General features: G+C 58.4%; 22 protein-coding genes and 1 pseudogene. 8 read left to right on the top strand and 15 right to left on the bottom strand.

What is annotated here, in order from left to right; all coding sequences use genetic code 11:
* The first annotated feature begins 56 nt into the window (after positions 1 to 56).
* From CAF63_RS07995 to CAF63_RS07985, 3 genes and pseudogenes are all read left to right on the top strand, one after another.
* A complete protein-coding gene (locus CAF63_RS07995) occupies positions 57 to 644 on the top strand; it encodes a hypothetical protein (RefSeq protein ID WP_085684099.1) in 588 nt (195 codons plus the stop codon).
* A pseudogene (locus tag CAF63_RS07990) lies at positions 629 to 1,584 on the top strand (hypothetical protein). The gene CAF63_RS07995 and the pseudogene CAF63_RS07990 overlap by 16 nt, the downstream one beginning before the upstream one ends.
* Before the next feature lie 24 nt (positions 1,585 to 1,608).
* A complete protein-coding gene (locus CAF63_RS07985) occupies positions 1,609 to 1,782 on the top strand; it encodes a Com family DNA-binding transcriptional regulator (protein WP_085684101.1) in 174 nt (57 codons plus the stop codon).
* Here CAF63_RS07985 and CAF63_RS28300 read toward each other — a convergent pair whose 3' ends face one another.
* Positions 1,783 to 2,058, bottom strand: coding sequence for a hypothetical protein (locus CAF63_RS28300; protein ID WP_143492433.1), 276 nt, complete (start codon positions 2,056 to 2,058; stop codon positions 1,783 to 1,785). It lies immediately after the preceding gene.
* A 146-nt stretch (positions 2,059 to 2,204) separates the two neighbouring features.
* Here CAF63_RS28300 and CAF63_RS07980 point away from each other — a divergent pair, with 146 nt between their 5' ends.
* Positions 2,205 to 2,408 (top strand): Com family DNA-binding transcriptional regulator, encoded by a 204-nt coding sequence (locus tag CAF63_RS07980; RefSeq protein ID WP_371807396.1) that lies wholly within the window; start codon positions 2,205 to 2,207, stop codon positions 2,406 to 2,408.
* A 566-nt stretch (positions 2,409 to 2,974) separates the two neighbouring features.
* Positions 2,975 to 4,137, top strand: a protein-coding gene (locus CAF63_RS07970) for an IS3 family transposase (RefSeq protein WP_143492432.1) whose coding sequence is annotated in 2 segments (ribosomal slippage) — positions 2,975 to 3,230 and positions 3,230 to 4,137 — 1,164 coding nt in all. Because the reading frame shifts where the segments join, the coding sequence is not laid out codon by codon here.
* 128 nt (positions 4,138 to 4,265) lie between these two features.
* On the opposite strand, the gene CAF63_RS07965 is transcribed toward CAF63_RS07970, so the two are convergent.
* Complete coding sequence (locus tag CAF63_RS07965; RefSeq protein WP_085684404.1) at positions 4,266 to 4,691, bottom strand: type II toxin-antitoxin system HicB family antitoxin; 426 nt, start codon at positions 4,689 to 4,691, stop codon at positions 4,266 to 4,268.
* Between the two features lie 527 nt (positions 4,692 to 5,218).
* Here CAF63_RS07965 and CAF63_RS07960 point away from each other — a divergent pair.
* Positions 5,219 to 5,485 (top strand): DUF3077 domain-containing protein, encoded by a 267-nt coding sequence (locus CAF63_RS07960; protein ID WP_085684105.1) that lies wholly within the window; start codon positions 5,219 to 5,221, stop codon positions 5,483 to 5,485.
* Between the two features lie 58 nt (positions 5,486 to 5,543).
* Here the strand turns inward: CAF63_RS07960 and CAF63_RS07955 are convergent, their stop codons facing one another.
* The 4 genes from CAF63_RS07955 to CAF63_RS28745 form a co-directional block, all read right to left on the bottom strand.
* Positions 5,544 to 6,254 carry an SDR family NAD(P)-dependent oxidoreductase gene (locus CAF63_RS07955; protein ID WP_085684107.1) on the bottom strand — a complete coding sequence of 237 codons (711 nt, stop codon included), beginning with the start codon at positions 6,252 to 6,254 and terminating at the stop codon, positions 5,544 to 5,546.
* Between the two features lie 33 nt (positions 6,255 to 6,287).
* Positions 6,288 to 6,932: a DsbA family oxidoreductase gene (locus CAF63_RS07950; protein ID WP_085684109.1), complete on the bottom strand. Its 645-nt coding sequence runs from the start codon at positions 6,930 to 6,932 to the stop codon at positions 6,288 to 6,290.
* Complete coding sequence (locus CAF63_RS07945; protein WP_007952610.1) at positions 6,929 to 7,147, bottom strand: 4-oxalocrotonate tautomerase family protein; 219 nt, start codon at positions 7,145 to 7,147, stop codon at positions 6,929 to 6,931. Before CAF63_RS07945 ends, CAF63_RS07950 begins: the two co-directional genes overlap by 4 nt.
* A gap of 348 nt (positions 7,148 to 7,495) precedes the next feature.
* On the bottom strand, positions 7,496 to 8,029 hold the full coding sequence (locus CAF63_RS28745; RefSeq protein WP_158090783.1) for a PBECR2 nuclease fold domain-containing protein: 534 nt from the start codon (positions 8,027 to 8,029) through the stop codon (positions 7,496 to 7,498).
* Positions 8,030 to 8,476: 447 nt separating this feature from the next.
* Here CAF63_RS28745 and CAF63_RS07935 point away from each other — a divergent pair, with 447 nt between their 5' ends.
* Positions 8,477 to 9,403: a LysR family transcriptional regulator gene (locus CAF63_RS07935; RefSeq protein ID WP_085684111.1), complete on the top strand. Its 927-nt coding sequence runs from the start codon at positions 8,477 to 8,479 to the stop codon at positions 9,401 to 9,403.
* Here CAF63_RS07935 and CAF63_RS07930 read toward each other — a convergent pair.
* The 9 genes from CAF63_RS07930 to CAF63_RS07890 all read right to left on the bottom strand — a co-directional run bounded on the left by CAF63_RS07930 (position 9,320) and on the right by CAF63_RS07890 (position 18,919).
* Positions 9,320 to 9,637, bottom strand: coding sequence for an AzlD domain-containing protein (locus tag CAF63_RS07930; protein ID WP_007952614.1), 318 nt, complete (start codon positions 9,635 to 9,637; stop codon positions 9,320 to 9,322). The genes CAF63_RS07935 and CAF63_RS07930 overlap by 84 nt on opposite strands.
* Positions 9,616 to 10,332 carry an AzlC family ABC transporter permease gene (locus tag CAF63_RS07925; protein WP_011331997.1) on the bottom strand — a complete coding sequence of 239 codons (717 nt, stop codon included), beginning with the start codon at positions 10,330 to 10,332 and terminating at the stop codon, positions 9,616 to 9,618. The genes CAF63_RS07930 and CAF63_RS07925 overlap by 22 nt, the downstream gene beginning before the upstream one ends.
* Complete coding sequence (locus CAF63_RS07920) at positions 10,329 to 10,706, bottom strand: GNAT family N-acetyltransferase (RefSeq protein ID WP_007952618.1); 378 nt, start codon at positions 10,704 to 10,706, stop codon at positions 10,329 to 10,331. Before CAF63_RS07920 ends, CAF63_RS07925 begins: the two co-directional genes overlap by 4 nt.
* Before the next feature lie 79 nt (positions 10,707 to 10,785).
* Entirely contained in the window at positions 10,786 to 11,532 is a 747-nt protein-coding gene (locus CAF63_RS07915) for a 2OG-Fe dioxygenase family protein (RefSeq protein WP_011331995.1), read from the bottom strand.
* A gap of 233 nt (positions 11,533 to 11,765) precedes the next feature.
* The gene (locus CAF63_RS07910) at positions 11,766 to 13,052 is read right to left on the bottom strand and encodes an OprD family porin (RefSeq protein ID WP_085684113.1); all 1,287 of its coding nucleotides are present in this window, start codon (positions 13,050 to 13,052) and stop codon (positions 11,766 to 11,768) included.
* A gap of 299 nt (positions 13,053 to 13,351) precedes the next feature.
* The gene (locus CAF63_RS07905; protein ID WP_085684115.1) at positions 13,352 to 14,020 is read right to left on the bottom strand and encodes a DsbA family protein; all 669 of its coding nucleotides are present in this window, start codon (positions 14,018 to 14,020) and stop codon (positions 13,352 to 13,354) included.
* Positions 14,021 to 14,264: 244 nt separating this feature from the next.
* Positions 14,265 to 14,477, bottom strand: a complete 213-nt coding sequence (locus CAF63_RS07900; RefSeq protein WP_065257771.1) for a hypothetical protein — start codon at positions 14,475 to 14,477, stop codon at positions 14,265 to 14,267.
* Between the two features lie 245 nt (positions 14,478 to 14,722).
* Positions 14,723 to 15,829, bottom strand: a complete 1,107-nt coding sequence (gene aguA, locus CAF63_RS07895; protein ID WP_074689481.1) for an agmatine deiminase — start codon at positions 15,827 to 15,829, stop codon at positions 14,723 to 14,725.
* A gap of 177 nt (positions 15,830 to 16,006) precedes the next feature.
* A complete protein-coding gene (locus tag CAF63_RS07890) occupies positions 16,007 to 18,919 on the bottom strand; it encodes an aminotransferase (protein WP_085684117.1) in 2,913 nt (970 codons plus the stop codon).
* Between the two features lie 179 nt (positions 18,920 to 19,098).
* Here CAF63_RS07890 and rfbC point away from each other — a divergent pair, with 179 nt between their 5' ends.
* Positions 19,099 to 19,644: a dTDP-4-dehydrorhamnose 3,5-epimerase gene (gene rfbC, locus CAF63_RS07885; protein WP_085684119.1), complete on the top strand. Its 546-nt coding sequence runs from the start codon at positions 19,099 to 19,101 to the stop codon at positions 19,642 to 19,644.
* Positions 19,645 to 19,656 lie beyond the last annotated feature (12 nt).

The following is a 19,656-nucleotide window of genomic DNA, read 5'->3' as shown; positions in this document are numbered from 1 at the left end:
CTCAGCGGGTTTGAAAGCATTCTGAAACGCGTCGACGACTACCTGGCCCCTGCCCCATGAAGCTGCACAAAGTATTAAGCATCAACGGCCAGCCGGTTGACCTGGTCCGCGACGAGGTCCGTCTGGACTTGCGCACCCCGGGTCGGGCCAGTTTTACCGTCAAGGCCGCGACCCCGCTGCGTGGGCTGGTCACGCTCGATCTGGGCTACAACGACAAACCGTTGCAGCGCCACTTTGTCGGTTACATCGAGCGTAGCACCACGGCCAACAAGCAAGAGCAGGGGCTGCGCTTTCGCGTACCGGACACAGCCTATGCCAAGGTCAGAGCGCCCTACTTCTACTCGCTCGGCGGCGGCATTCAGGCGCTGGACAGTCTGGCGCAGGTGTTCAGCATTCCCGACTTCGTCTGGCACCAGCAAGGTGACGGCGAGATGTACGTGGGCAGCTGGGCCGACAGCTACTGGGGCACCCGGCCGGCGCTACAACTGCCGGTCGAGCTGTTCGACACCTATCAAGGCAATCAGAGCGCCGAGATTGCCACCCTCCCCGGCTTGCGCCCTGGCGCATCTATCAACAATGGCCAGCGCATCACCTCGGTGACGCTGACCGGTACGCAAATGGTGCTGAAATGGAAGACGCCGTAACCCGCATCATCGAGCGGCGGTTCCCGGAGCTGGTCGGTGCCTATCACCTGCCCCGCTTCGCCCTCGTACTGGCGGTCGCCGATGCACCGGCCGACGCCGGCCTGTGCGACGACTTCCGCCCACGCTATGCCGTGGACTTGGAAGTGCTCGGCCCCGATGGCGAGGCAGATCCACAACTGCCGCACTTGCTGGGTGTGGCTTTGCCGGTGTCTGGCGGGGGCAACGAGATGGGGTTTTATGCCTTCCCCGAAGAAGGCACCACCGTGGTGGTCAGCTTTACCTACGGCTTACCGCACAGATCCTGCCGCACGGCCTGAGCCTGCCAAAAGTGCCCAAAGGCGATCAGCTCTGGCAGCACAGCGAGGCCGTGCAACAGCGTGCCGACGCCGAGGGAAACTGGACGCGACAGACAGACGCCAAGATGACCGACCGGGCCAGCGAGCGCGAGGTTGAAGCGCTGGACAACACCGAGCGCTATCAGACCAGCGTCATCGAGGTCGACGACCACAGCACCGAGACGGTCGGTGGCATCAAAAAGACCGAGGCGCTGGGCGCGCTGAAGCTGTTATCCGGCGGATCTACCAGCCTCGCGGCCGTCGATGATCTGCACGTGGCCACCGGCCGGGATCTGAATCTGGTGGTCGGGCAAAAACTGAACGCTGTAATCGGCGGTGACATGCAGGAGCAGATCCAAGGGCTGCGCGACAGCGTGGCGAAGATTGCACAGCGCTTCAAAGCTCCCGAGACTTGGCTAGGTTCTGAAGACGTCAACGTGCTGCAGGTGCTGGTTGATCTGATCTATCTGGTGGAACGGATGAACGCAGCCATCGCGGCCCACAAACACGGCCCATCACCGCGACCCGACAATGCCGCCGAATTTGCTAAACACGCCGTATCCGCTGACGAACTTTATTGGCAGCTGGAACCCATCACAGAGTGATTTTTCCCAATCAAGGACGATGCCTTGCAAGACATCCGCTGCGGCCACTGTTGCCGCAAACGCGCTGCCGCCAGCGGCTTCACTGAATTACAGATCAAGTGCCCGCGTTGCCGGACACTCAACCATTTGAAGGCCCCGAGCGCCGTACCAGACTGTCGAGAGGCACCTGCTTCACAGCGTAAGACTCTTCGGAGATGACTACATTGCCCCCTGCAACAACAAAGCAAATGGAGATGAAATCGAACATAGACTTTCTATTCCATTCACCTTGAGAGTTCTTGGTGCTGGTACGGCTCCGCTCGCAAGCTGCGTTTCCACCTGAGCAACAGCCATCCGGCCAACGAACAGTTCCGGATCTTCGTACAGCGCAAGGGAGACGGCCTTTACTTTGTGTTGTACCCAAAGAGCTTCTTGGATTTGACCCAAAGTAGCTGATGGAGAAATCCGTGACAGTAAATAGATTGTTGTGGCCATTTCAAAAACTCCAAGTGATATACAACTCAATCATCGCAAAAATACTTTTTCCCAAAAACTGTCAGAAACAACAGCTTTTGATATCTTTTCGAAATAGCTCCAGGAGCTCACTCGTATAAGCTTCGTTAACGCTATAAAAGTGCAAAATTATCCAAAGCATTCGTTGCAGTGATTACTGCTCCAAACTTTCCTCCACCAGTAGCTTCATTGAATTAGTTATCAAGTGTCCGCGTTGCCGGACACCCAACCACCTGAAGGCCCCGAGCCTCCCCCCAGCGTGCCGCGAGCATCCAGAACAACGAGTACCTGAATGCAGCAACCCACACTTGGCAGCCTGTTCGCAGGCATAGGAGGCTTTGATCTATTCCTGGTCGCAGGTTATCGACGCATGCCCCCTTCGAGCTGCTGGCTGACGCCGCGCCAGTGGACGCAATACCTCCAGCGTCTCAGTCGCAGCAATGGCCACGGCCGGCGGATGCCTGGGCTGCCAATACTCTACTGGCCGACCGAGCCCCCTCACAGATCGCTATGGGCTGTACCACTCTCGTCGCTCACGCGAACGGATGGCATCAGATGGCTGAGCGGCAGCGAGCGTCTGAGGATGATGGGTTTTGCCTCGGACTGGATGCGGCCAACCTTGCGGAGGCTTTCGCTGCCGGAAACGCCGTTGTTGCGCAGGTCGCGGAGTGGGTTGGGCGGAGGTTGATTCAAGCGGCGTAAGCCAAGGTATCAGCGCGTTGCGAATAATGGCCGCAACGCGCTGGCGTCAATGGGTAATCCCTAACTGACGTGCCGTGACTCGATCCACGATCGGATTACGGCATCGTCGCCCACTCGCCACTGAACGGACTCTGTAGTGGTCTAATGAAACCGGACACCCATTTAGGTGAGAATGCCCGCCAGATCGAGGTGTCAGATGACCAAACAACGCCGTTCCTTTTCTGCTGAATTCAAACGCGAGGCTGCCGACCTCGTGCTCAAGCAAAACTACAGCTACATCGAATCCAGCCGTTCACTTGGTGTCGGCGAGTCGGCCCTGCGCCGCTGGGTTGATCAGTTTCAGCAAGAGCGCCAAGGTGTTACGCCGCAGAGCAAAGCATTGACCTCGGAACAGCAGAAAATTCAGGAGCTGGAAGCCCGGATTGCCCGGCTTGAACGGGAAAAATCGATATTAAAAAAGGCTACCGCGCTCTTGATGTCGGAAGATCACGAGCGTACGCGCTGATCAATCAGTTGAGCGTCCATGAGCCGGTTGATTGGCTGTGCAAGCTGTTTGAAGTCACTCGTTCGTGCTACTACGCCCAGCGCCTTAAGCGCCGCACGCCTGATGTTGAACGACTTCGGTTGCGCAGCCGGGTGAACGAGTTGTTCACGCAAAGTCGTAGCGCTGCGGGTAGCCGCAGTATCTTGTCGCTGATGCTTGAAGACGGTGAACAACTTGGTCGATTCAAAGTGCGCAGCTTGATGCGCGAGCTTGATTTAGTCAGCAAACAACCCGGCTCACATGCCTACAAACGAGTGACAGTAGAAAGACTCGATATCCCGAATACCTTGTACCGTGAGTTTGATATGCCAGCCCCGAATCAAGTCTGGTGCGGCGACATCACCTACATTTGGGCCCAGGGGAAATGGCATTACTTGGCGGTCGTACTGGATCTCTGCACGCGCCGGGTGGTGGGCTGGGCGTTGTCGGAAAAGCCGGACGCTGAACTGGTGATCAAGGCCCTGGATATGGCCTACGAGCAGCGTGGCAGGCCTTCGGGTCTGCTGTTTCATTCGGATCAGGGGTCGCAATACGCAAGCCGGCTATTTCGTCAGCGATTGTGGCGTTATCGCATGCGCCAGAGCATGAGTCGCCGGGGAAATTGCTGGGACAACGCGCCAATGGAGCGCGTGTTCCGCAGCCTAAAAACGAAATGGATACCGATCACGGGCTACAGAACGACTCAAGAAGCCAAGCGCGATATCAGCCACTTCTTGATGCATCGGTACAACTGGATTCGGCCTCACCAATTCAATGGTGGGTTGGCACCAGCTCGGGCCGAGGAAAAACTTAACGTCGTGTCCGGGATTAGTTGACCACTACAAAGCCCCTGCAGAAATGCAGGGGCTTTGTTGTTTCTGGGGTTTGTGTTTTCCGCCCCAAATGAAAAAGCCCCCACAGTTATTGCTGCCGGGGGCTTTTCTCCATCATTCGGTTGTGAAACCTACGCAGCCTCAACCGAAAGTAAAATCCGGCGTCCAAGCTGGTGCAACGCACGCTCGACATTCTCGATCTTGGAGTGATGCAGGAAATCGACCAACCGATCTACCTGGGGCCGTTGCACACCCAAGCGACGTGCAAGCTCAGCCTTGCTGACTCCAGACTCCAAAAGCGTATTCCACAACCCAACCTTTGCCGCAGTCAGTACAGGCAGACGCAATACCACGTGACTTTCCTGCTCTCCCGCATCACCTGTCGGAATCAACCGACGATCATCAACGTAAATCGACAAGGCTGTTTCCATTGCATCAATGGCGCCGTCGAGTGCTTCCTCAAGGGTGTCGCCAGCGGCATGCATCTCTGGAATTTCTGCGCAGGACAACCAGACACTGCTCGGCTCCTCGTGGACTTCCAACGCATATTCGAACATCACGTTTCCTCTCATGGGGTACAACTCAGCCTCACCCTTGTGGCCTAGCTGCATCGCCGAAACTCGATGTCGCTTATGCGCATCACGCGCTATTTCGGCAGAGCGACCGTGCAACATATTTGTTACCCATGCAACATAAGTGTTGCATGTGAGTATGTCGGCCTCTTCGCCACCACCTGGCCACGATTGCGCTCCAACCCTCCCCCACGCTACCGTCAAACCCGTCGCTGCCAATTCAGCGACCGGGCCTGAGAACCCGCGTAAGATGCAGGCGCACCAGCGCCCCGACCCACGTTTGCCGGCGTTTTTTTGTGCCTGCATTTCCGTGCAATGGCGGCTGTGCGTGGGAGACCTTCGGGTCTGCCGGGTTCCTGTATCTCCGGTTTCTCAGCCTGCGCATAGCTGCCACCCTTTCGCCTGAGAACGAAGTGGCAGCGCTCATTTGATACAGGGAGTTTCACAAATGATTAGCATCGATCCGTCCAGAGTCTGCCCCTTCCACCAACCAGCCAACGGTAGGTGAAGCCATGACCAACCCCAACGATCTGAAAACCCTCGGCCTCACCCATTTTTCCTTCCAATCCAACCACGCACTCTTCCGCACCAACCCCGGCGTCCCGGTCGTCACCGCCCTCTCCCACGCCTCCCATCTGCTTCATATTTCCAAACTGCTCACCTCGGATACCTCTGCCGCCAACGACCCGGAACTCCACGCCCGCGCCTCGCAATACTTGCAGGAGTTGAGCAAGGCGCTGGTCGATGACGCGGTCAAAGTGTTGAGTCCAGATCCGTAATCCGCCGCCCATAAAAAAGCCCTCGCATCGCTGCGAGGGCTTTGTGTTACCGGATCAATCAGTGCCCAGCGCTCTGCCCGCCATCCACATGCAGAATCTCACCGGTCACAAAGTTGGCGTTATCGAGATACACGACCGCCTGCGCAATGTCGTCGATCTCGCCCATGTGTCCAACCGGATGCAGCGCGCCCAGTGCCGCGTGGGTTTCCTCGCCGTGCATCGGTGTCTTGATGATGCCCGGCGATACCGCGTTCACCCGGATTCCGCGTTTGGCGTATTCGATGGCCAGGGATTTGGTGGCGGCGTTGAGGCCGCCCTTGGTCAGCGAAGCGAGGACCGAGGGCACGCCGTCGATGGCGTGGTCGACGAGGCTGGTGGTGATGTTGACCACGTGGCCCTTGCCCTGTTTTTCCATCTCGCCGATGGCCAGTTGGGTGATGTAGAAGAAGCCGTTGAGGTTGACCGACAGCACCGCCGCGTAGTCTTCCGGGGTGTAGGCGGTGAACGGTTTGGCGACGAAGATACCGGCGTTGTTGACCAGGGTGTCGATGCGGCCGAAGCGTGCAACGCCTTCGCTGATCACGCGTTGAGCAGTGGCCGGGTCGCCGATATCGCCGGCGATGGTCAGGATCTGCGGGTCGTTCGACGGCTTGATCGAGCGCGAGGTGGCGACGATGTTGTAGCCCAGCTCACGGAAGGCCTTGACCATGCCTTCGCCCAGACCTTGGGAAGCACCGGTGATAACGACGGTTTTTTTCGAATTGCTCATGATGAAATCCTCAATCAATAAGTGGGTGTTGAATCAGGCGCTAGCCAGTTGTTTCAGCATTTGTTCGTAGTACTCGACCGATTGCGAACCGGACACCAGGTGCTTGCCGTTCAGGATCAGCGCGGGCACCGAGTGGATCCCGTGCTGCCGGTAAAACGCCTGCAGTTGCCGCACTTCGCTGGCGAATTCGTCGTTGGCCAGCACCTTGCGGGCCCTCGCCGCATCCAGCCCCGCTTCGGTCGCCAGACGGATCAGCGTCGGATGATCGTTGGGGTTGTCGCCGTCGCGGAAGTAAGCGCGCAGCAGGATCTTTTTCAGCGCGACTTGCCGCCCTTCCTGCGCTGCCCACATCAGCAATCGATGGGCATCGAAGGTGTTGTGAAAGTGCGTGCGTTTCTCCAGGTCGAACTCGAAACCGATGGCTTTGCCGCGTTCGATCTGCATCTTCTTGCCGGCGGCGGCGTCTTCGGCGGTGCGGCCGTATTTGCGCATCAGGTGCTGCACGGCCGGTTCGCCTTCGGCGGGCATGTCCGGGTTGAGTTCGAAGGGCTTGTAGGTCAGCTCCACCGAAATCTCGCCGGCCAGATTGCCGATCGCCTGCTCCAGCGCTGTCGCCCCGAGTGCGCACCAGGGACACACCACGTCGGAAACGAAATCGATGGTCACGGTCGGGGTCATGACTGGCCCCGCTCCGCCAGCTGTCGGCGGTACTCGGTAGTGGTGATGCCGGCGTAGCCCCAGTTATCGGTGTCGACTTCTTCGATCACGATGTGGGTCAGGTCCGGGCGTTTGTTGAGGACGCGTTCCAGGGTTTCAGTGATTTCGGCGATCACCTGAGCTTTCTGCTCACGGGTAACACCGTCGCGGGTGATGCGTACGCTGACAAATGGCATGACGATTACTCCAGTGACCTGCCCTCGGGATGATGGTCAGGTGTTGGAGCTCAATGTAGGCGTGTGCCGGGAGGGGAAAAAGTAGGGGTGGGGTACTTCATTTGTAATGCGGTGTAATGAATTGATACGCCTATGTCGCTACCGCTTACCCATTGAAGTCGTAGGTTGACACATCAGATTCAGTGGCCGAGAATCGGCCCCAAGAGCGCGAAACCGACTGCCATCAGGTGGCGATAGTCGGCGTTAGGAACCCCGTTGATGACCTGAAAATCAGCGTTCGGGTGAGACCTCTTCTCCCTTGCTTGAGGGAGCACAATATCAAGCAACTTTTTCGTGAAGGGCAGCCTGTTAAGGCTGCCCTTTTTGTTTGGGCCATCGGTAACGTTGGAACAGCAGCTCTCCATGCCGATGCTTGTTCAGTCCCTTTTTGTCACAGTTCATGAAGTTCCAGAGTACGTTGCCGTGATCGATATGGATCACTACCAGCATCTGGTATTTCGTGTTGTAGACACCGATGTATGTCAGTCGGAAAGAATCGTCATCGTAGGAAACCTTCCAGATCTCTAACGGCTTTTTCAGGGTGTCTTGCGCGAAGTCCGTGAAGCGCTCCCGAGCATTCGGGCGTTTTTCCACAATGTGCAACAAGTGCTCGCGCCTCACCAGAACAGAGCAAATGGGTGTCTCAATCACTGTTGAATTGAGGCCGTCATGAAGTCCGAAGCCTTTGGAAACTTGCTTCCATGCAGCCTCCAGACTCTCGGCACCTGGACGTTCTCTGATCGCAGAAGTCAGCAACTCGGGACCAATGTCCCGAATGTCCGGTAAACCAAGATCCTTCCAGTTCTTTTGTTCAGATAACGCCCTGCTCCCAGGCACACTCATTGGCATCCTCTCGCTAGCTTCGCGGATGCCGGCATTGCCTGGATATCCAATGGCCTCGGACTGAAAATGTCCCGAAATTAACTGCCTGATATTTCAGCCACTTGTGCTGCGGTAATAAATCAGCCCGTTCTTGTCTTTCAATAGGAGGCTTCCGGCATCAACGCTGAACAGCGCGAGATGGCTGTACGAAAATGTCCCAGCCGCTGTAACCCCACCGCACAAAAAAAGTGCCCGACTCCTTCGAGTCGGGCACTTTTTTTGACCCCAATCACCCCCACGTCACCAAAAACCCCGATCCTGTGTCAGCCTCCAGCCATCGGCGGGGACATCGATTCGCTACTAATTGCGCGACAACTATGCTCAGGTACAGGAATATAGCCGGCAAATGGCGCCGTTCAGGCCGTCACGTACACAACAATACCCAGCCCACTTCAGAGGGCATTACCCATGGATAGCAGAACCTTACGCAACCTCATGCGCATCGTGCAGACCGGCTCCTTGTCGGCCGCAGCCGAGCATTCGTGCCTGACCGTGCAGGCCCTGGCCGCGCAGTTGAACAAGGTCGAAGAACAGTTCGGTTTCCGCTTGTTTAGACGATCCAACAAGGGGCTGACGCTGACGCCGCAAGGCACGGAGCTGACGCCTTATATGGACAGAGTGCTGATTGCCACGCGGCAGATGGAAGAGAAAGTCGAGGCGTTGAAGGTACCGGGACAGCGCACGCTGAAAGTGGCGTTGAACACCACGCTGGACCCGGATTTCAACCGGCGACTGATCGGACGCCTGATCGAGGTGTTTCCCGACTACCAGATGGAATTCAGCTACGCCGAGTCGATGGAAAACCTCAGCAAGCTGAAGAACGAGGATTTCGATCTGGCGGTGCTGATCGGGCCGCAGCGTCCGGGCTTGCCGAGCATTGTCCTGCCGGAAGTGCAGGTGCAGGTGGTCGGCGCGCACTGTGGTCAGGAGAACGATCCGCTGACGTTGCTCGGCAACAAATTTCAGGTGCGTCCGGCAGAAGATTGTCCGTATTCCCACAGCTTTTTGCGTTTTCTCGACGCCGGGCTGGGCAATCACGAGAACAGTCAGCGGACGATCTACTCCTGCAGCGAAACGCTGACCTTGTCGCTCATCACGCAGATGGACGCCATCGGCATGGTCTCTCGCGAGGCCGCTCAGAAAAACGGCCTGACGATCTTCCCCGGGTTCGAGGATTTCCTCGAAGTGCGCCTGGCGGTGAACAACCCGGACCTGTCCGGCCAGGCGTTGAACGACGTGGTCGATCTGCCGCTACATGAACGAGCCGAGCGCAATGTACGCAGCCGTCCCAACCGCCACACTGAGAAAGAGGTTTTTGCTGAAGTACGCACATAACAGCGTCGGAATCGCTGCATAAAATTCCGGGCGATCGAGCTGTATGTGCTGATCCTTGATCAACAAGGGTGTCAGGCTGATCGCAGCGACGATCGCCACCGGCAGGTATTCCAGCGCCCGGGCGACGAAGGGCGGCCAGTGCTCGGTGTTGACCTGCAGCGGCAAGGCCCGTGGCAGGAAGGTCACGGCCATCATCAGCGCAACCACCAGAATCAGGAACGTTTGGTCAGGCATACACCCACTCCGCAGCCCACAAACGTGGCGATGAAAACGTTGAACGGCGAACTGCCCACCAGGCTCAGTGCGCCCATGCAGACGACTGCGGCCAAAGCGGCGATGAGTTTATTGCGGGTGTTGCACAGCGAGACCAGCACGTAGAGCATCATCGCGGTCAGCGCGTAGTCGAGCTGGTATTTGATCAGGTGCGAGGCGTACTGCGCGCAGAGGGCGCCGAGCAATCCGCCGATCACCCAGGAGGTGTGGCAGAACAGGTTGAAGCCGATCAGATAGCGAACGTTCACCGGCGCACCAGTGCCCAGTTTGACGCTGTGGAAGGCGAACGATTCATCGGTCAGCCCGCCGGCGTAGCACCAGCGCTCCATGCGGCTCAGGCCCAGTGCCCGCAAGGCTTTTGCCATGTAGACCGACATCAGCATGTGCCGCGCGTTGATCAGAAACGTGGTCAGCACGATGGTGGTCAACGACGCCCCACTGCTGATCAGCGCCAACGCCGCAAATTGCGATGCCCCGGCATACACGAACAGGCACATGGCCACCGGCAGCCACAGCGGCAGCCCGGCATTGACCGCCATCAGCCCGAACACGAACGACACGGTGAAGTAACCGGCCACCACCGGGCTGGCTTCGGCAAAGGTGCGCGACGGCTGACGGTCGACCATCAGCGGCGCACTGCCGGATGTTTCATTCATAGATCCCTCTCAAATGTCCGCTCGCCGTGAGGTTCGCAAAAACCCTGGGCCGTCCAGAAACGCTTGCCCGCGAGGTTAGCATCATCGACGAACAGGAACATCCGCAGCACTCCGACCCGTTTCATGTCGGCCGACGCCGCTTCCACCAGCCGCTGGCCCACGCCCTGACTGCGATAGCGCAGGCTGACCGCCAGATGGTTGATCGTGCCGCGACTGCCCAGCATGCCACCCAGCACCGCGCCGACGATCTCACCTTCGACATCGAAGGCCAGATAGGCCGTGGTGGTTTTCTGGATCAGCACGCCGCGCAGGCATTTGGCGTCCTGCCATTCACAGAACGACACTTCGTCGAACTGGCGGAAGAAACGCTCCATGCGCTGCGCGTCCTTGGCCGTCGCGCGCCGCAGCACCACCGGCGTCGAGCATTCGACGCCGTCGATTGGGGTGATCTGATTAGCGAACAATGTCGAAAGCGGTCCCGGGCCGCGAGAAGGAAATCGCCAGGATCTGCCGGTACGCCATGGCGTGGGAGTGAGTGTTGCGTGCCGGTGTCACGTAGTGGCGCATGTCGCGGTCGAGGAAGTACGTGGTGTCGAGGATTTCCTGGTAAGTGGTCGACGCCAGTTGCTGCTCGTGAATGTCGTACAGGCGGCTTTCGGCGCCCTCGACATTGTTGCGGCCCCAAAAGTGCACGCCGCTGAACGGATAACCGTCGCAGTGAATGCCCTCCGGAGTGATTTCCAGTTGTTTGCCGGGTTTGATCTCGATACGGATCTGATGGATCTGGCACTGCCAGATTTCATCGTGCAGCTCTTCCGGCAGAACGCTTTTGTACACTTCGAAATCGGTGTCGATCAGGCTGCGCATCACCGGCGAGCTGATGACTTCGTCCGAGAAGTCCTGAAAGTGCCGTACCACGCCGCCCACATAGCTGTTGTTGGCCTTGGACTGCACGTACGCGCGATGTTCCAGCTGCTTCAGTTCGCGCGTCTTGGGGTTGTATTCAAAGTCGCTGTAACGACGGTAACGCATGCCGGCTTCGGCCTGACCGTAGTAACTGTCAGGCTCCATGTTTTCCCAACTTTTGGTCAGTCTGACGAAGTCGGCGAAATGACCGTAGAGATTGAAGTCAGCACCCTGCACATTGGCGTACTTGTCGCGCCGTAGCGATTCGCCCACTTCTCTGGTTAAAACGATCATTACCCAATTCTCCGCTGCGTTGAGCGGCCTAATCTATTAGGTGGAGAATTTGCGTCCATGAGAAAGAATTTCAGGCATTTAAAACCCTGTTTGAAACGCGATTTGAAACGGCTTGAAAGTGCATTTCAAATGACAAAAACACGGGTTTTTATGCTGTTTTTTCAAAAAGCGTCAAAAAAAAACCCCGAACGAGTCGGGGTTTTTCTGTCGCGTTTCGCGGGTTCAACCAACCATCAGAAGATGTTGATCGGGTAATCCACGAACACACGCACTTCGTTACCGCTGACGTTGTATTCGCTGGATTTCTGCGAAACACGCAGGATCGAGCTACGCAGCTTGATGCTCAGGTCTTTGGCCGGGCCACTTTGCACGACGTACTTGAACTGGTTGAAGTATTCGCGCTCGGTACCACCGGTGCTGGTGGACGTAGTGATGTTATCGCCACGCACATACGCAAAGTTGTAGCTCAGACCCGGTACGCCGAACGCCGTGAAGTCCAGACCGTAACCCAGCTGCCAGCTGCGCTCGTCTTCAGCGTTGAAGTCCGACCAGTAGGAGTTGGCCAGATAGATGGTGTTGCCACCGTCACCCACACGACCTTGACCTTTCTGATAGCCGCCATAGGCGTAACCCAGGTTGCTGTCGCCGGTGGAGCGTTGGTGCGCCACGGTGAACGAGTGCGGGCCGGTGGCGAAGGTCGCCGCCAGGCTCCAGATCTTGTTGTCGTCGCCGGTCACACCGTTTTCGCGGACGTAGGAATTGTCCAGCTTGGTGCGGTAACCGTTGAAGTCCAGGGTCAGGGACTGATCCTTATCGATCGGGAACACGTAGTTGGCGTTCACGTATTGCTTCTTCAGCACGTCTTCGACGTCGGAAGCGTACAGCGCGGCCTTGAACTGTTCGGTGAACTGATAGCTACCGCCCAACACGTTGATCGACTTCAGACCACCACTATCACGGCCTTCAGCGCTTTTACGCGATTCGGCGGTGAAGCGACCGGCGTTCAGCTCCAGGCCTTTGATCTCTTTGGAAGTGATCAAGGTTCCGGTGTAGCTTTCCGGCAACAGACGCACGTTGTCATAGCTCAGCACCGGCAGCGCCGGCATCTGGTCGCCGTAGGTCAGTACGGTGTTGGACAGACGGAATTTCACCGCTGCGCCGCCCTTCGACAGATCGTCAGCCGCATTGCCGCTGTCACCCTGTTTGAAGAAGTCGATACCGCCGGCGCCGCTGCGGCCCTTGCCGCCGTCCAGACGCAGTGCATACAGACCGAACGCATCCACACCCACACCTACGGTGCCTTGGGTGAAGCCGGACGAGAACGTACCGATGGCCGCTTGGCCCCACTCGGCCTTGTCCTGGTTGCCATCTTTGTAGTCACGATTGATGTAGGCATTGCGCAGCAGCACTTTGAGGCTGCTGTCTTCAACAAAACCCTTGGATTCGGACTGGTCGCTAGCCATGGCCGAAGTGGCGCTCAACATCCCCAGTGCGATCAAACTGATTCGCTTGTTCAACATTTTGTTTTCCTTATTACGGGTTGAAACGCGCTGTGTCGAACGGCTGAAACGGCGCTTGGTGCACTCTTTTATTCACCCCGAAACAAAAAGACCCGCTCAAGACAATGTCATGGCGGGCCTGCTCCTGATTTTGAATCATGGCGGTTAGCCACAGGCGTTGGGCCGAATCGTAGCCGCGCCCTCAACAATGTGTCAATTTCAAGAATCGTCTTTAAATAGGCGAAAAACGTCTAAAAAAAGTAAATTTTGCGATGGCCGATTGCACGGAACTGCCAGCAATCAGGGATTTTAATGCGGGATCATGCGCAACCGTCGAGGCCACAGACCGGCAGGCTTTCAGTCCCTGGCGCAGGCGTAAACGACTCGCTCAACCATTGGGCGAAGGCTTCTGTTTTGCCGAGCCACGGCCCGATATCAACAAGCGTGAATCGTCCGTCCTGTTCCAGCGCAAAGGTTGGAAAACCCTGCCCACCCAGTTTTGCCAACAGGGCGCGGCTGTTCTTTATATGTTGTTCGGTGTCGACGGACTGCAAGGCATTCAAGAACATATCGGCGTTGTAGCCCTGCTCTACTGCATATTCCACAAGCACACTTTCGTCGGCAATTCGCCGCCCTTCGACATAGTGCGCAGTCTGCAAACGCCCAAGCATTTCCAGGCCACGGCCGTCGATTTTTTCGGCTGCCATCACAGCGGCAATTGGTGGTGTCGAATCAAACACCGCCGAGTGATCGCGCAACAGACCTTCGAAGTACGCTTCGCCAAACGGCTGACCGGTGTATTCGGCGATGCGTCGGTCGTGAGGCATCACGTAATTGCGCAGTTGCGGCGAAACGCTCTGGCGGTTGGCACCGGTCATCATGCCGCCGGCGTGGGCGATCACCGGCAGCACCTGCTGCGCGGCTTGCACCAGCGGTTTGGCGCCATAGCACCAGCCACACAGTGGGTCGTAGATGTAATGAAGATTCATCGGAAAGCTCCGGACAGAAGGTGGGAAAAATGATGTCGGCACATTAGTCCCTCGGTCATTGCGGAAAAACGCCGGAATGGCTTTCAGTGTGTTTCGGCAATCGGTCAAATCGGGACCGGCAGTGGCCACTTCCAGATCAGGCAGACAACCTGGTGGGCATTGGCACCTACAGCTTCTGATATCGCACCCATAAAAAAAGCGCTGCCATCCCGGCAGCGCTTTTTACAATCCTTGTTTGTTCTTCTTATCCTTCCATCACATCCCAGAGTGCATCCAGTTCGGCCTCGCTGAACAGGCCAGCGGGGTAACGCTCGATCATCATCCGGCGCGGATCAGGTTCCCTGATCTGACGCGTTCCATTGGACTTCAACCAGTGCGCGACAATCTGGAGCGACTCACTATTTACAGCCATGGGATGCAACGTCCGCTCGCTGATTACGTTCACTTCGGCGTTCATTTCAGCGCTCTCTCCCCGTTCATGAGCGGCTAAGTTATCCAAGGTTTATGACAGAACCGTTGAAGTTCTCCCCCCTCCCTAGTGCGCCATAAGCGATACAAGAGCTATGCCAACGTAATCAAATTGTCGACCAGCGGACATAAAGAAACCCGCAGTCCTGACGGGCTGCGGGTTTCTCTTCAAGCATGGGCAACAAATGACTGCCCGGTCGATTTTCCAATCAACTCAAGCTGTTACATCCGCACTCACTCTTTGTGCGGTGCGGGTTGCTGTTGGGTAAGGCAGTGAATGTTACCGCCCCCCAGTAACAGTTCACGGCCCGGCACCATGACCACTTCGTGTTGCGGGAACAGGTTCTGCAGGATTTCGCGGGCCGGCGCGTCCATTGGGTCGTCGAAGCTCGGTGCGATGATGCCGCCATTGACGATCAGGAAGTTCACGTAGGAACCGGCCAGACGCACGCTCGGGTTGCGCTCCTGGGTGCCGTCCACCGGATCCACGCCCGCGCATTCTTCTTCAGTGGCAAACAGCGGCCCCGGAATCGGCATCTTGTGCACCGTGAACGGGCGACCCTTGGCGTCGGTGCTGCTTTCCAGCACTTTCATCGCAGCCTGGCAGCGCGGGAAGTTCGGATCCTGCGGATCGTCAGTCCACGCCAGCAGCACTTCGCCCGGACGCACATAGCAGCAGAAGTTATCCACATGGCCGTCGGTTTCGTCGTTGAACAGGCCATCCGGCAGCCAAATGATCTTGTCTACCGACAGGTTTTCGCTGAGCACCGCTTCGATTTCTTCGCGGCCCAGATGCGGGTTGCGATTGCGGTTGAGCAGGCATTCTTCGGTGGTGATCAGGGTGCCTTCGCCGTCGACGTGAATCGAGCCGCCTTCGAGCACAAAGCCTTCGGTGCGGTAGCGCGGGCTGCGCTCGATTTCGAGGATCTTGCCGCCGACCTGGGAATCACGGTTCCACGGCGAATACAGGCCGCCATCAAAACCGCCCCAGGCGTTGAAATCCCAGTTCACACCGCGCACTTCGCCGCTGTTGTTGATCACAAACGTCGGGCCGCTATCGCGAACCCAGGCGTCATCGCTGGACATCTCGACCACGCGGATGTTCGGCACGTCGAGACGAGCACGGGCGTTTTCGTATTGGCCGGCGGAGACCGCCACGGTCACCGGTTCGAAACGCGCAATGGCCTTGGCCACAGCGGCGTGAGCGGCCTGCGCCGGTTTGCCGCCCAAACGCCAGTTGTCCGGGCGCTCGGGCCAGATCATCCAGGTCTGGGTTTGCGGTGCCCATTCGGCCGGCATGTAGAAGCCATCGGCGCGTGGTGTGCTTTTCAATGTGGTCATGTCGATCAGACTCCAGGGAACCGTCGAGGGTTTTCAACACGCCGTACAGGGTTGGACGACGGACTATGCCGACTTTATAAACGATAAATATCGGCTTTAGAAGCCACAAATAAAAAACATCCTCAAATAAACCCTTCAAATACCGATACAAATCGATATTTGAAGATTCAGATCGCCTCAAAGCCCTTCTTCAAGCACCTTCGCCAGCATGTCGACGAAGAAATCCACGCTCTGGCGCGAGGTGACCATCGGCGGCTTGATCTTCAGGACATTCAGATAATCGCCGGTCGGCTGCATGAAAATCCCCAGTTCCCGCAGACGATCACACAACAGCGTGGTTTCCTCGGTCGCCGGTTCCAGGGTTTCCCGATTGCGGATCAGCTCGACCCCCAGATAGAACCCCGAACCGTGTACCGCGCCGACCAACGGATATTGATCGATCAACGCCTCCAGCCGGGCTTTGAAGTGGGCGCCGACCACCTGGGCGTTTTCCCAGAGTTTTTCTTCTTCCATCACATCCAGCACTGCCATGCCGATCTGGCAACTCACCGGGCTGCCGCCGGCGGACGAGAAGAAATAACCCTCGGCCTCCAGCGCCTCGGCGATTTCCCGGCGGGTGATCACGGCGCCCAGCGGCTGGCCGTTGCCCATGCCTTTGGCCATGGTGATGATGTCCGGCACCACGCCTTGCTCTTCGAAACCCCAGAAGAAGTGGCCCATGCGGCCGTAACCGACCTGTACCTCATCGGCGATGCATACGCCGCCACGGGCGCGCACCATTTCATAGACGCTTTTCAGGTAGCCCGGCGGTAACGAGATCCCGCCCGCGTTGCCGTAGACCGGCTCGCAGATGAACCCGGCCAGTTGCCGTTTTTGCTCATCGATCTTCGCCAGATGATATTCGACGCTGCGCACGTAATCCGGCGCCGAATCCGCGCCGCGAAACTCGCCGCGATAGGTGTTCGGAGCGGTCACCGCATGCACCCAGTCCGGGCGACTGCTCAGGGCTTGCGGGTTATCGGCAATCGAGGTCGAGACCGCGTCCGCGCCGACCGTCCAGCCGTGATAGGCCTCCAGTACGCTGATCATGTCGCGCCCACCGCTGGCGGCCCACGCCAGGCGAATCGCCAGGTCATTGGCCTCGCTGCCGCTGTTGACCAGGAACACCCGATCCATGCCCTCCGGCGCCAGTTTCAGCAAGCGCTCGGAAAACTCGGCGACCGCCGCATAGTTGAATCGCGAGTTGGTATTGAGCAGCGACCACTGCCGGCTCGCGACCGCCGCCATGCGCGGGTGACCGTGGCCGAGCACCGCGACGTTGTTGAGCATGTCGAGGTAGGAGCGGCCCTGCATGTCGATCAGGTGATTGCGCCAGCCGCGTTCGATGCGCGGCGGGTCGACGTAATAGTGCTTCTGGGTGCGGGCGAAACTGGCGTCGCGGCGCGCCAGCAGGGTTGCCGCGTCCAGCTCGGGTTCGGCGTCGCAGGCCAGGCCCAGCAGCGCCGCTGGCGATGGTGACAGCGCCTGCCACGCCGGCGCGCGGGTCGGCGTACAGAACAGCGGCGCCTCCAGATGCGCATCGCGGATCAGTTGCACAATCAGCGGCCCGTCAACCGATCCCAGCTCCTGTCCTTTGACCAGCGCCGCGCCGCTGTGCAGCGACGGCGTCACGCCCCACAGGCGCACGCTCAGTTGCGGGCCATCGAGTCGCAGCACACCGTCAGCCGACAGGTGCAGAACGCCGGCAAATGGCGCTTCCACCGTCGTGCCCTGAGGTACGCGCAACTCAACGTGCAGCGGGAACGTCTCCGGTTCCTCGGCGCTGTCTGGCCGGGTGCGGGACAGACGGTATTGCCCGTATCGACTGGCGGCCAGGCCGTGGACGGCGGCGGCTTCATTCAACAGACGCTGATCGATGCCAGGTTGCTCCCAGTTACCCGCCTCGAAGTGCGCGCTCAACACACCCAGATCGATCAACGCAAATTCGCGCCCGACCAGACCCGGCAACAATGGTGCGAAGCCTTCACTGTCGATGGCCGGCAATGCCTGCCCGACCGCAGAGAAAATCGCCGCCTCCATCAATGCCAGCGGCACCGATGTGGCGACCCGGAAGATTTCCCATTCATGGGTGAGGTTGTCGCGACTGTAAGTGTTGCCCGGATCGATACTGACCTGTTGCTCGCCACTAAGCACCAGCACCGCCGCCCGCGCCACGATCAATGGCCACAGCGCCTGCAATTCTTCGTGTTGCAGCGGATTGACCGCGTGATAGGCCCGCACGGCCGGCAGGATCACGAACGGATCGCCGGCGGCGTGATGCAGCAGCGCGGCACAGGTGACCGACAGATCGGTGATGCGCCAGGTGCGCACCAGATCGCCGAAATCGATGACGCCCTGCAATTGCCAGTGTCGCCCTGCGTCACGCTGCCAGACCACGTTGTCGTCAGTAATGTCCATGTGGATCGCCTGCACCGGCAACTTTTCCACCAGCGGCTGCAAGCGACGCCCGGCCTGTTCGGCGGTATCGGTGATCAGCGCGCGCTGGCGCTCGTCATTGATGACCGGCAGCAAATGCTCGATCAGTGCGCTGGCGTGGCGCGCATCCCATTGCAACGTGCGTTCGAGCCCCGGATGGTCGAAACCGACGAGGGCCAGATCCATTTCGCCGCAGAGCCGGCCGAACCCCGCGACAACCTCATGGCCAAGGTGATCAAGGGCCGTCAGTGGCTGGCCTTCGATGTAATCGAGCAGCCGCACATGCACCGACTCACCATCGATGTCCAGGGTCAACAGGTCTTGGCCGTCACTGGCCGGGATAACCCGGGGAACGTGGACATCGCTGTGTTCAGCCAGATATTTCAGGCCAGCGTGCTGGGCCTGAAGCTCGACCAGCGAATAGTCGCCCCGGCAGATCTTCAATACGAACCGCCCACGCTCGCTGTCGACCCGGTAATTGAGGTCCTGTTGGCTGCCCAGAGCCAGTAACGTGCCGTTCAAGCCGTAATGCTGCGCCAGCAGATGCCGGGCCTGCTCCAGCGAAACCTGAGGACTGGGCAAACTGGCGCGATGAATCAACGTGGCGAACGACATGGAACGACCCCTGAAATTTTATTAGGCGCCTATATCGCCATTGCTTCGGGCGATAAGCAACCCCCGACCATCCGTCCCCCGACATGCAGCGAGGCAGATGGATTTGCATGCCCCCCTCGCACCCAACGGCACTTTGCGCAAGAATGTCGGCCATTCAAACCTGCCACTGGAATATCCCGATGAATGTAATCCCCACTGACCTGCCTGGTGTCCTGATCATCGAACCCAAGGTGTTCGGTGACGAGCGCGGGTTCTTTTACGAAAGCTTCAATGCCAACGCCTTTCAGGACGCGACCGGCCTCGACACGCAGTTCGTGCAGGACAACCATTCGCGCTCGCAGAAAGGCGTTCTGCGCGGGCTGCATTACCAGTTGGAAAACACCCAGGGCAAACTGGTCCGCGTCACCGTCGGCGAAGTCCTCGATGTCGCCGTGGATATCCGCCGCAGCTCGCCGCATTTCGGCAAGTGGGTGGCGGTGCGTCTGTCTGCCGACAACCATCGTCAATTGTGGGTACCGGAAGGTTTCGCCCATGGCTTCGTGGTACTGAGCGAGTTCGCCGAGTTCCTCTACAAGACCACCAACTACTACACCCCGTCCGCCGAGCGCAGCATTCGCTGGGATGACCCGGACCTGGGCATCGACTGGCAGCTGGACGAAGCGCCAAAACTGTCGGCCAAGGATCAGGCGGCCGCTTTCCTCAAGGACGCCGACGTCTTTTCCTGAAGTCCTGTGTGA

Origin of the sequence: Pseudomonas sp. B20(2017), from assembly GCF_002113125.1 — a bacterium.
GTDB lineage: Bacteria > Pseudomonadota > Gammaproteobacteria > Pseudomonadales > Pseudomonadaceae > Aquipseudomonas.
Note: the sequence above shows the minus strand (reverse complement) of the source record. Positions and strands in the feature narration are given on the sequence as shown.

Coding starts and splice junctions, on each gene's coding strand:
- CAF63_RS07910 (WP_085684113.1), bottom strand. CDS start 13,052: ATGTTGAACAAGCGAATCAGTTTGATCGCACTGGGGATGTTGAGCGCC.
- CAF63_RS28745 (WP_158090783.1), bottom strand. CDS start 8,029: ATGAGTGTGCCTGGGAGCAGGGCGTTATCTGAACAAAAGAACTGGAAG.
- CAF63_RS07965 (WP_085684404.1), bottom strand. CDS start 4,691: ATGTTCGAATATGCGTTGGAAGTCCACGAGGAGCCGAGCAGTGTCTGG.
- CAF63_RS07905 (WP_085684115.1), bottom strand. CDS start 14,020: ATGAATCTTCATTACATCTACGACCCACTGTGTGGCTGGTGCTATGGC.
- CAF63_RS28300 (WP_143492433.1), bottom strand. CDS start 2,058: ATGGCCACAACAATCTATTTACTGTCACGGATTTCTCCATCAGCTACT.
- CAF63_RS07945 (WP_007952610.1), bottom strand. CDS start 7,147: ATGCCATTTGTCAGCGTACGCATCACCCGCGACGGTGTTACCCGTGAG.
- CAF63_RS07935 (WP_085684111.1), top strand. CDS start 8,477: ATGGATAGCAGAACCTTACGCAACCTCATGCGCATCGTGCAGACCGGC.
- rfbC (WP_085684119.1), top strand. CDS start 19,099: ATGAATGTAATCCCCACTGACCTGCCTGGTGTCCTGATCATCGAACCC.
- CAF63_RS07915 (WP_011331995.1), bottom strand. CDS start 11,532: ATGATCGTTTTAACCAGAGAAGTGGGCGAATCGCTACGGCGCGACAAG.
- CAF63_RS07960 (WP_085684105.1), top strand. CDS start 5,219: ATGACCAACCCCAACGATCTGAAAACCCTCGGCCTCACCCATTTTTCC.
- aguA (WP_074689481.1), bottom strand. CDS start 15,829: ATGACCACATTGAAAAGCACACCACGCGCCGATGGCTTCTACATGCCG.
- CAF63_RS07890 (WP_085684117.1), bottom strand. CDS start 18,919: ATGTCGTTCGCCACGTTGATTCATCGCGCCAGTTTGCCCAGTCCTCAG.
- CAF63_RS07925 (WP_011331997.1), bottom strand. CDS start 10,332: ATGAATGAAACATCCGGCAGTGCGCCGCTGATGGTCGACCGTCAGCCG.
- CAF63_RS07995 (WP_085684099.1), top strand. CDS start 57: ATGAAGCTGCACAAAGTATTAAGCATCAACGGCCAGCCGGTTGACCTG.
- CAF63_RS07955 (WP_085684107.1), bottom strand. CDS start 6,254: ATGAGCAATTCGAAAAAAACCGTCGTTATCACCGGTGCTTCCCAAGGT.
- CAF63_RS07950 (WP_085684109.1), bottom strand. CDS start 6,932: ATGACCCCGACCGTGACCATCGATTTCGTTTCCGACGTGGTGTGTCCC.
- CAF63_RS07930 (WP_007952614.1), bottom strand. CDS start 9,637: ATGCCTGACCAAACGTTCCTGATTCTGGTGGTTGCGCTGATGATGGCC.
- CAF63_RS07920 (WP_007952618.1), bottom strand. CDS start 10,706: ATGGAGCGTTTCTTCCGCCAGTTCGACGAAGTGTCGTTCTGTGAATGG.
- CAF63_RS07900 (WP_065257771.1), bottom strand. CDS start 14,477: ATGAACGCCGAAGTGAACGTAATCAGCGAGCGGACGTTGCATCCCATG.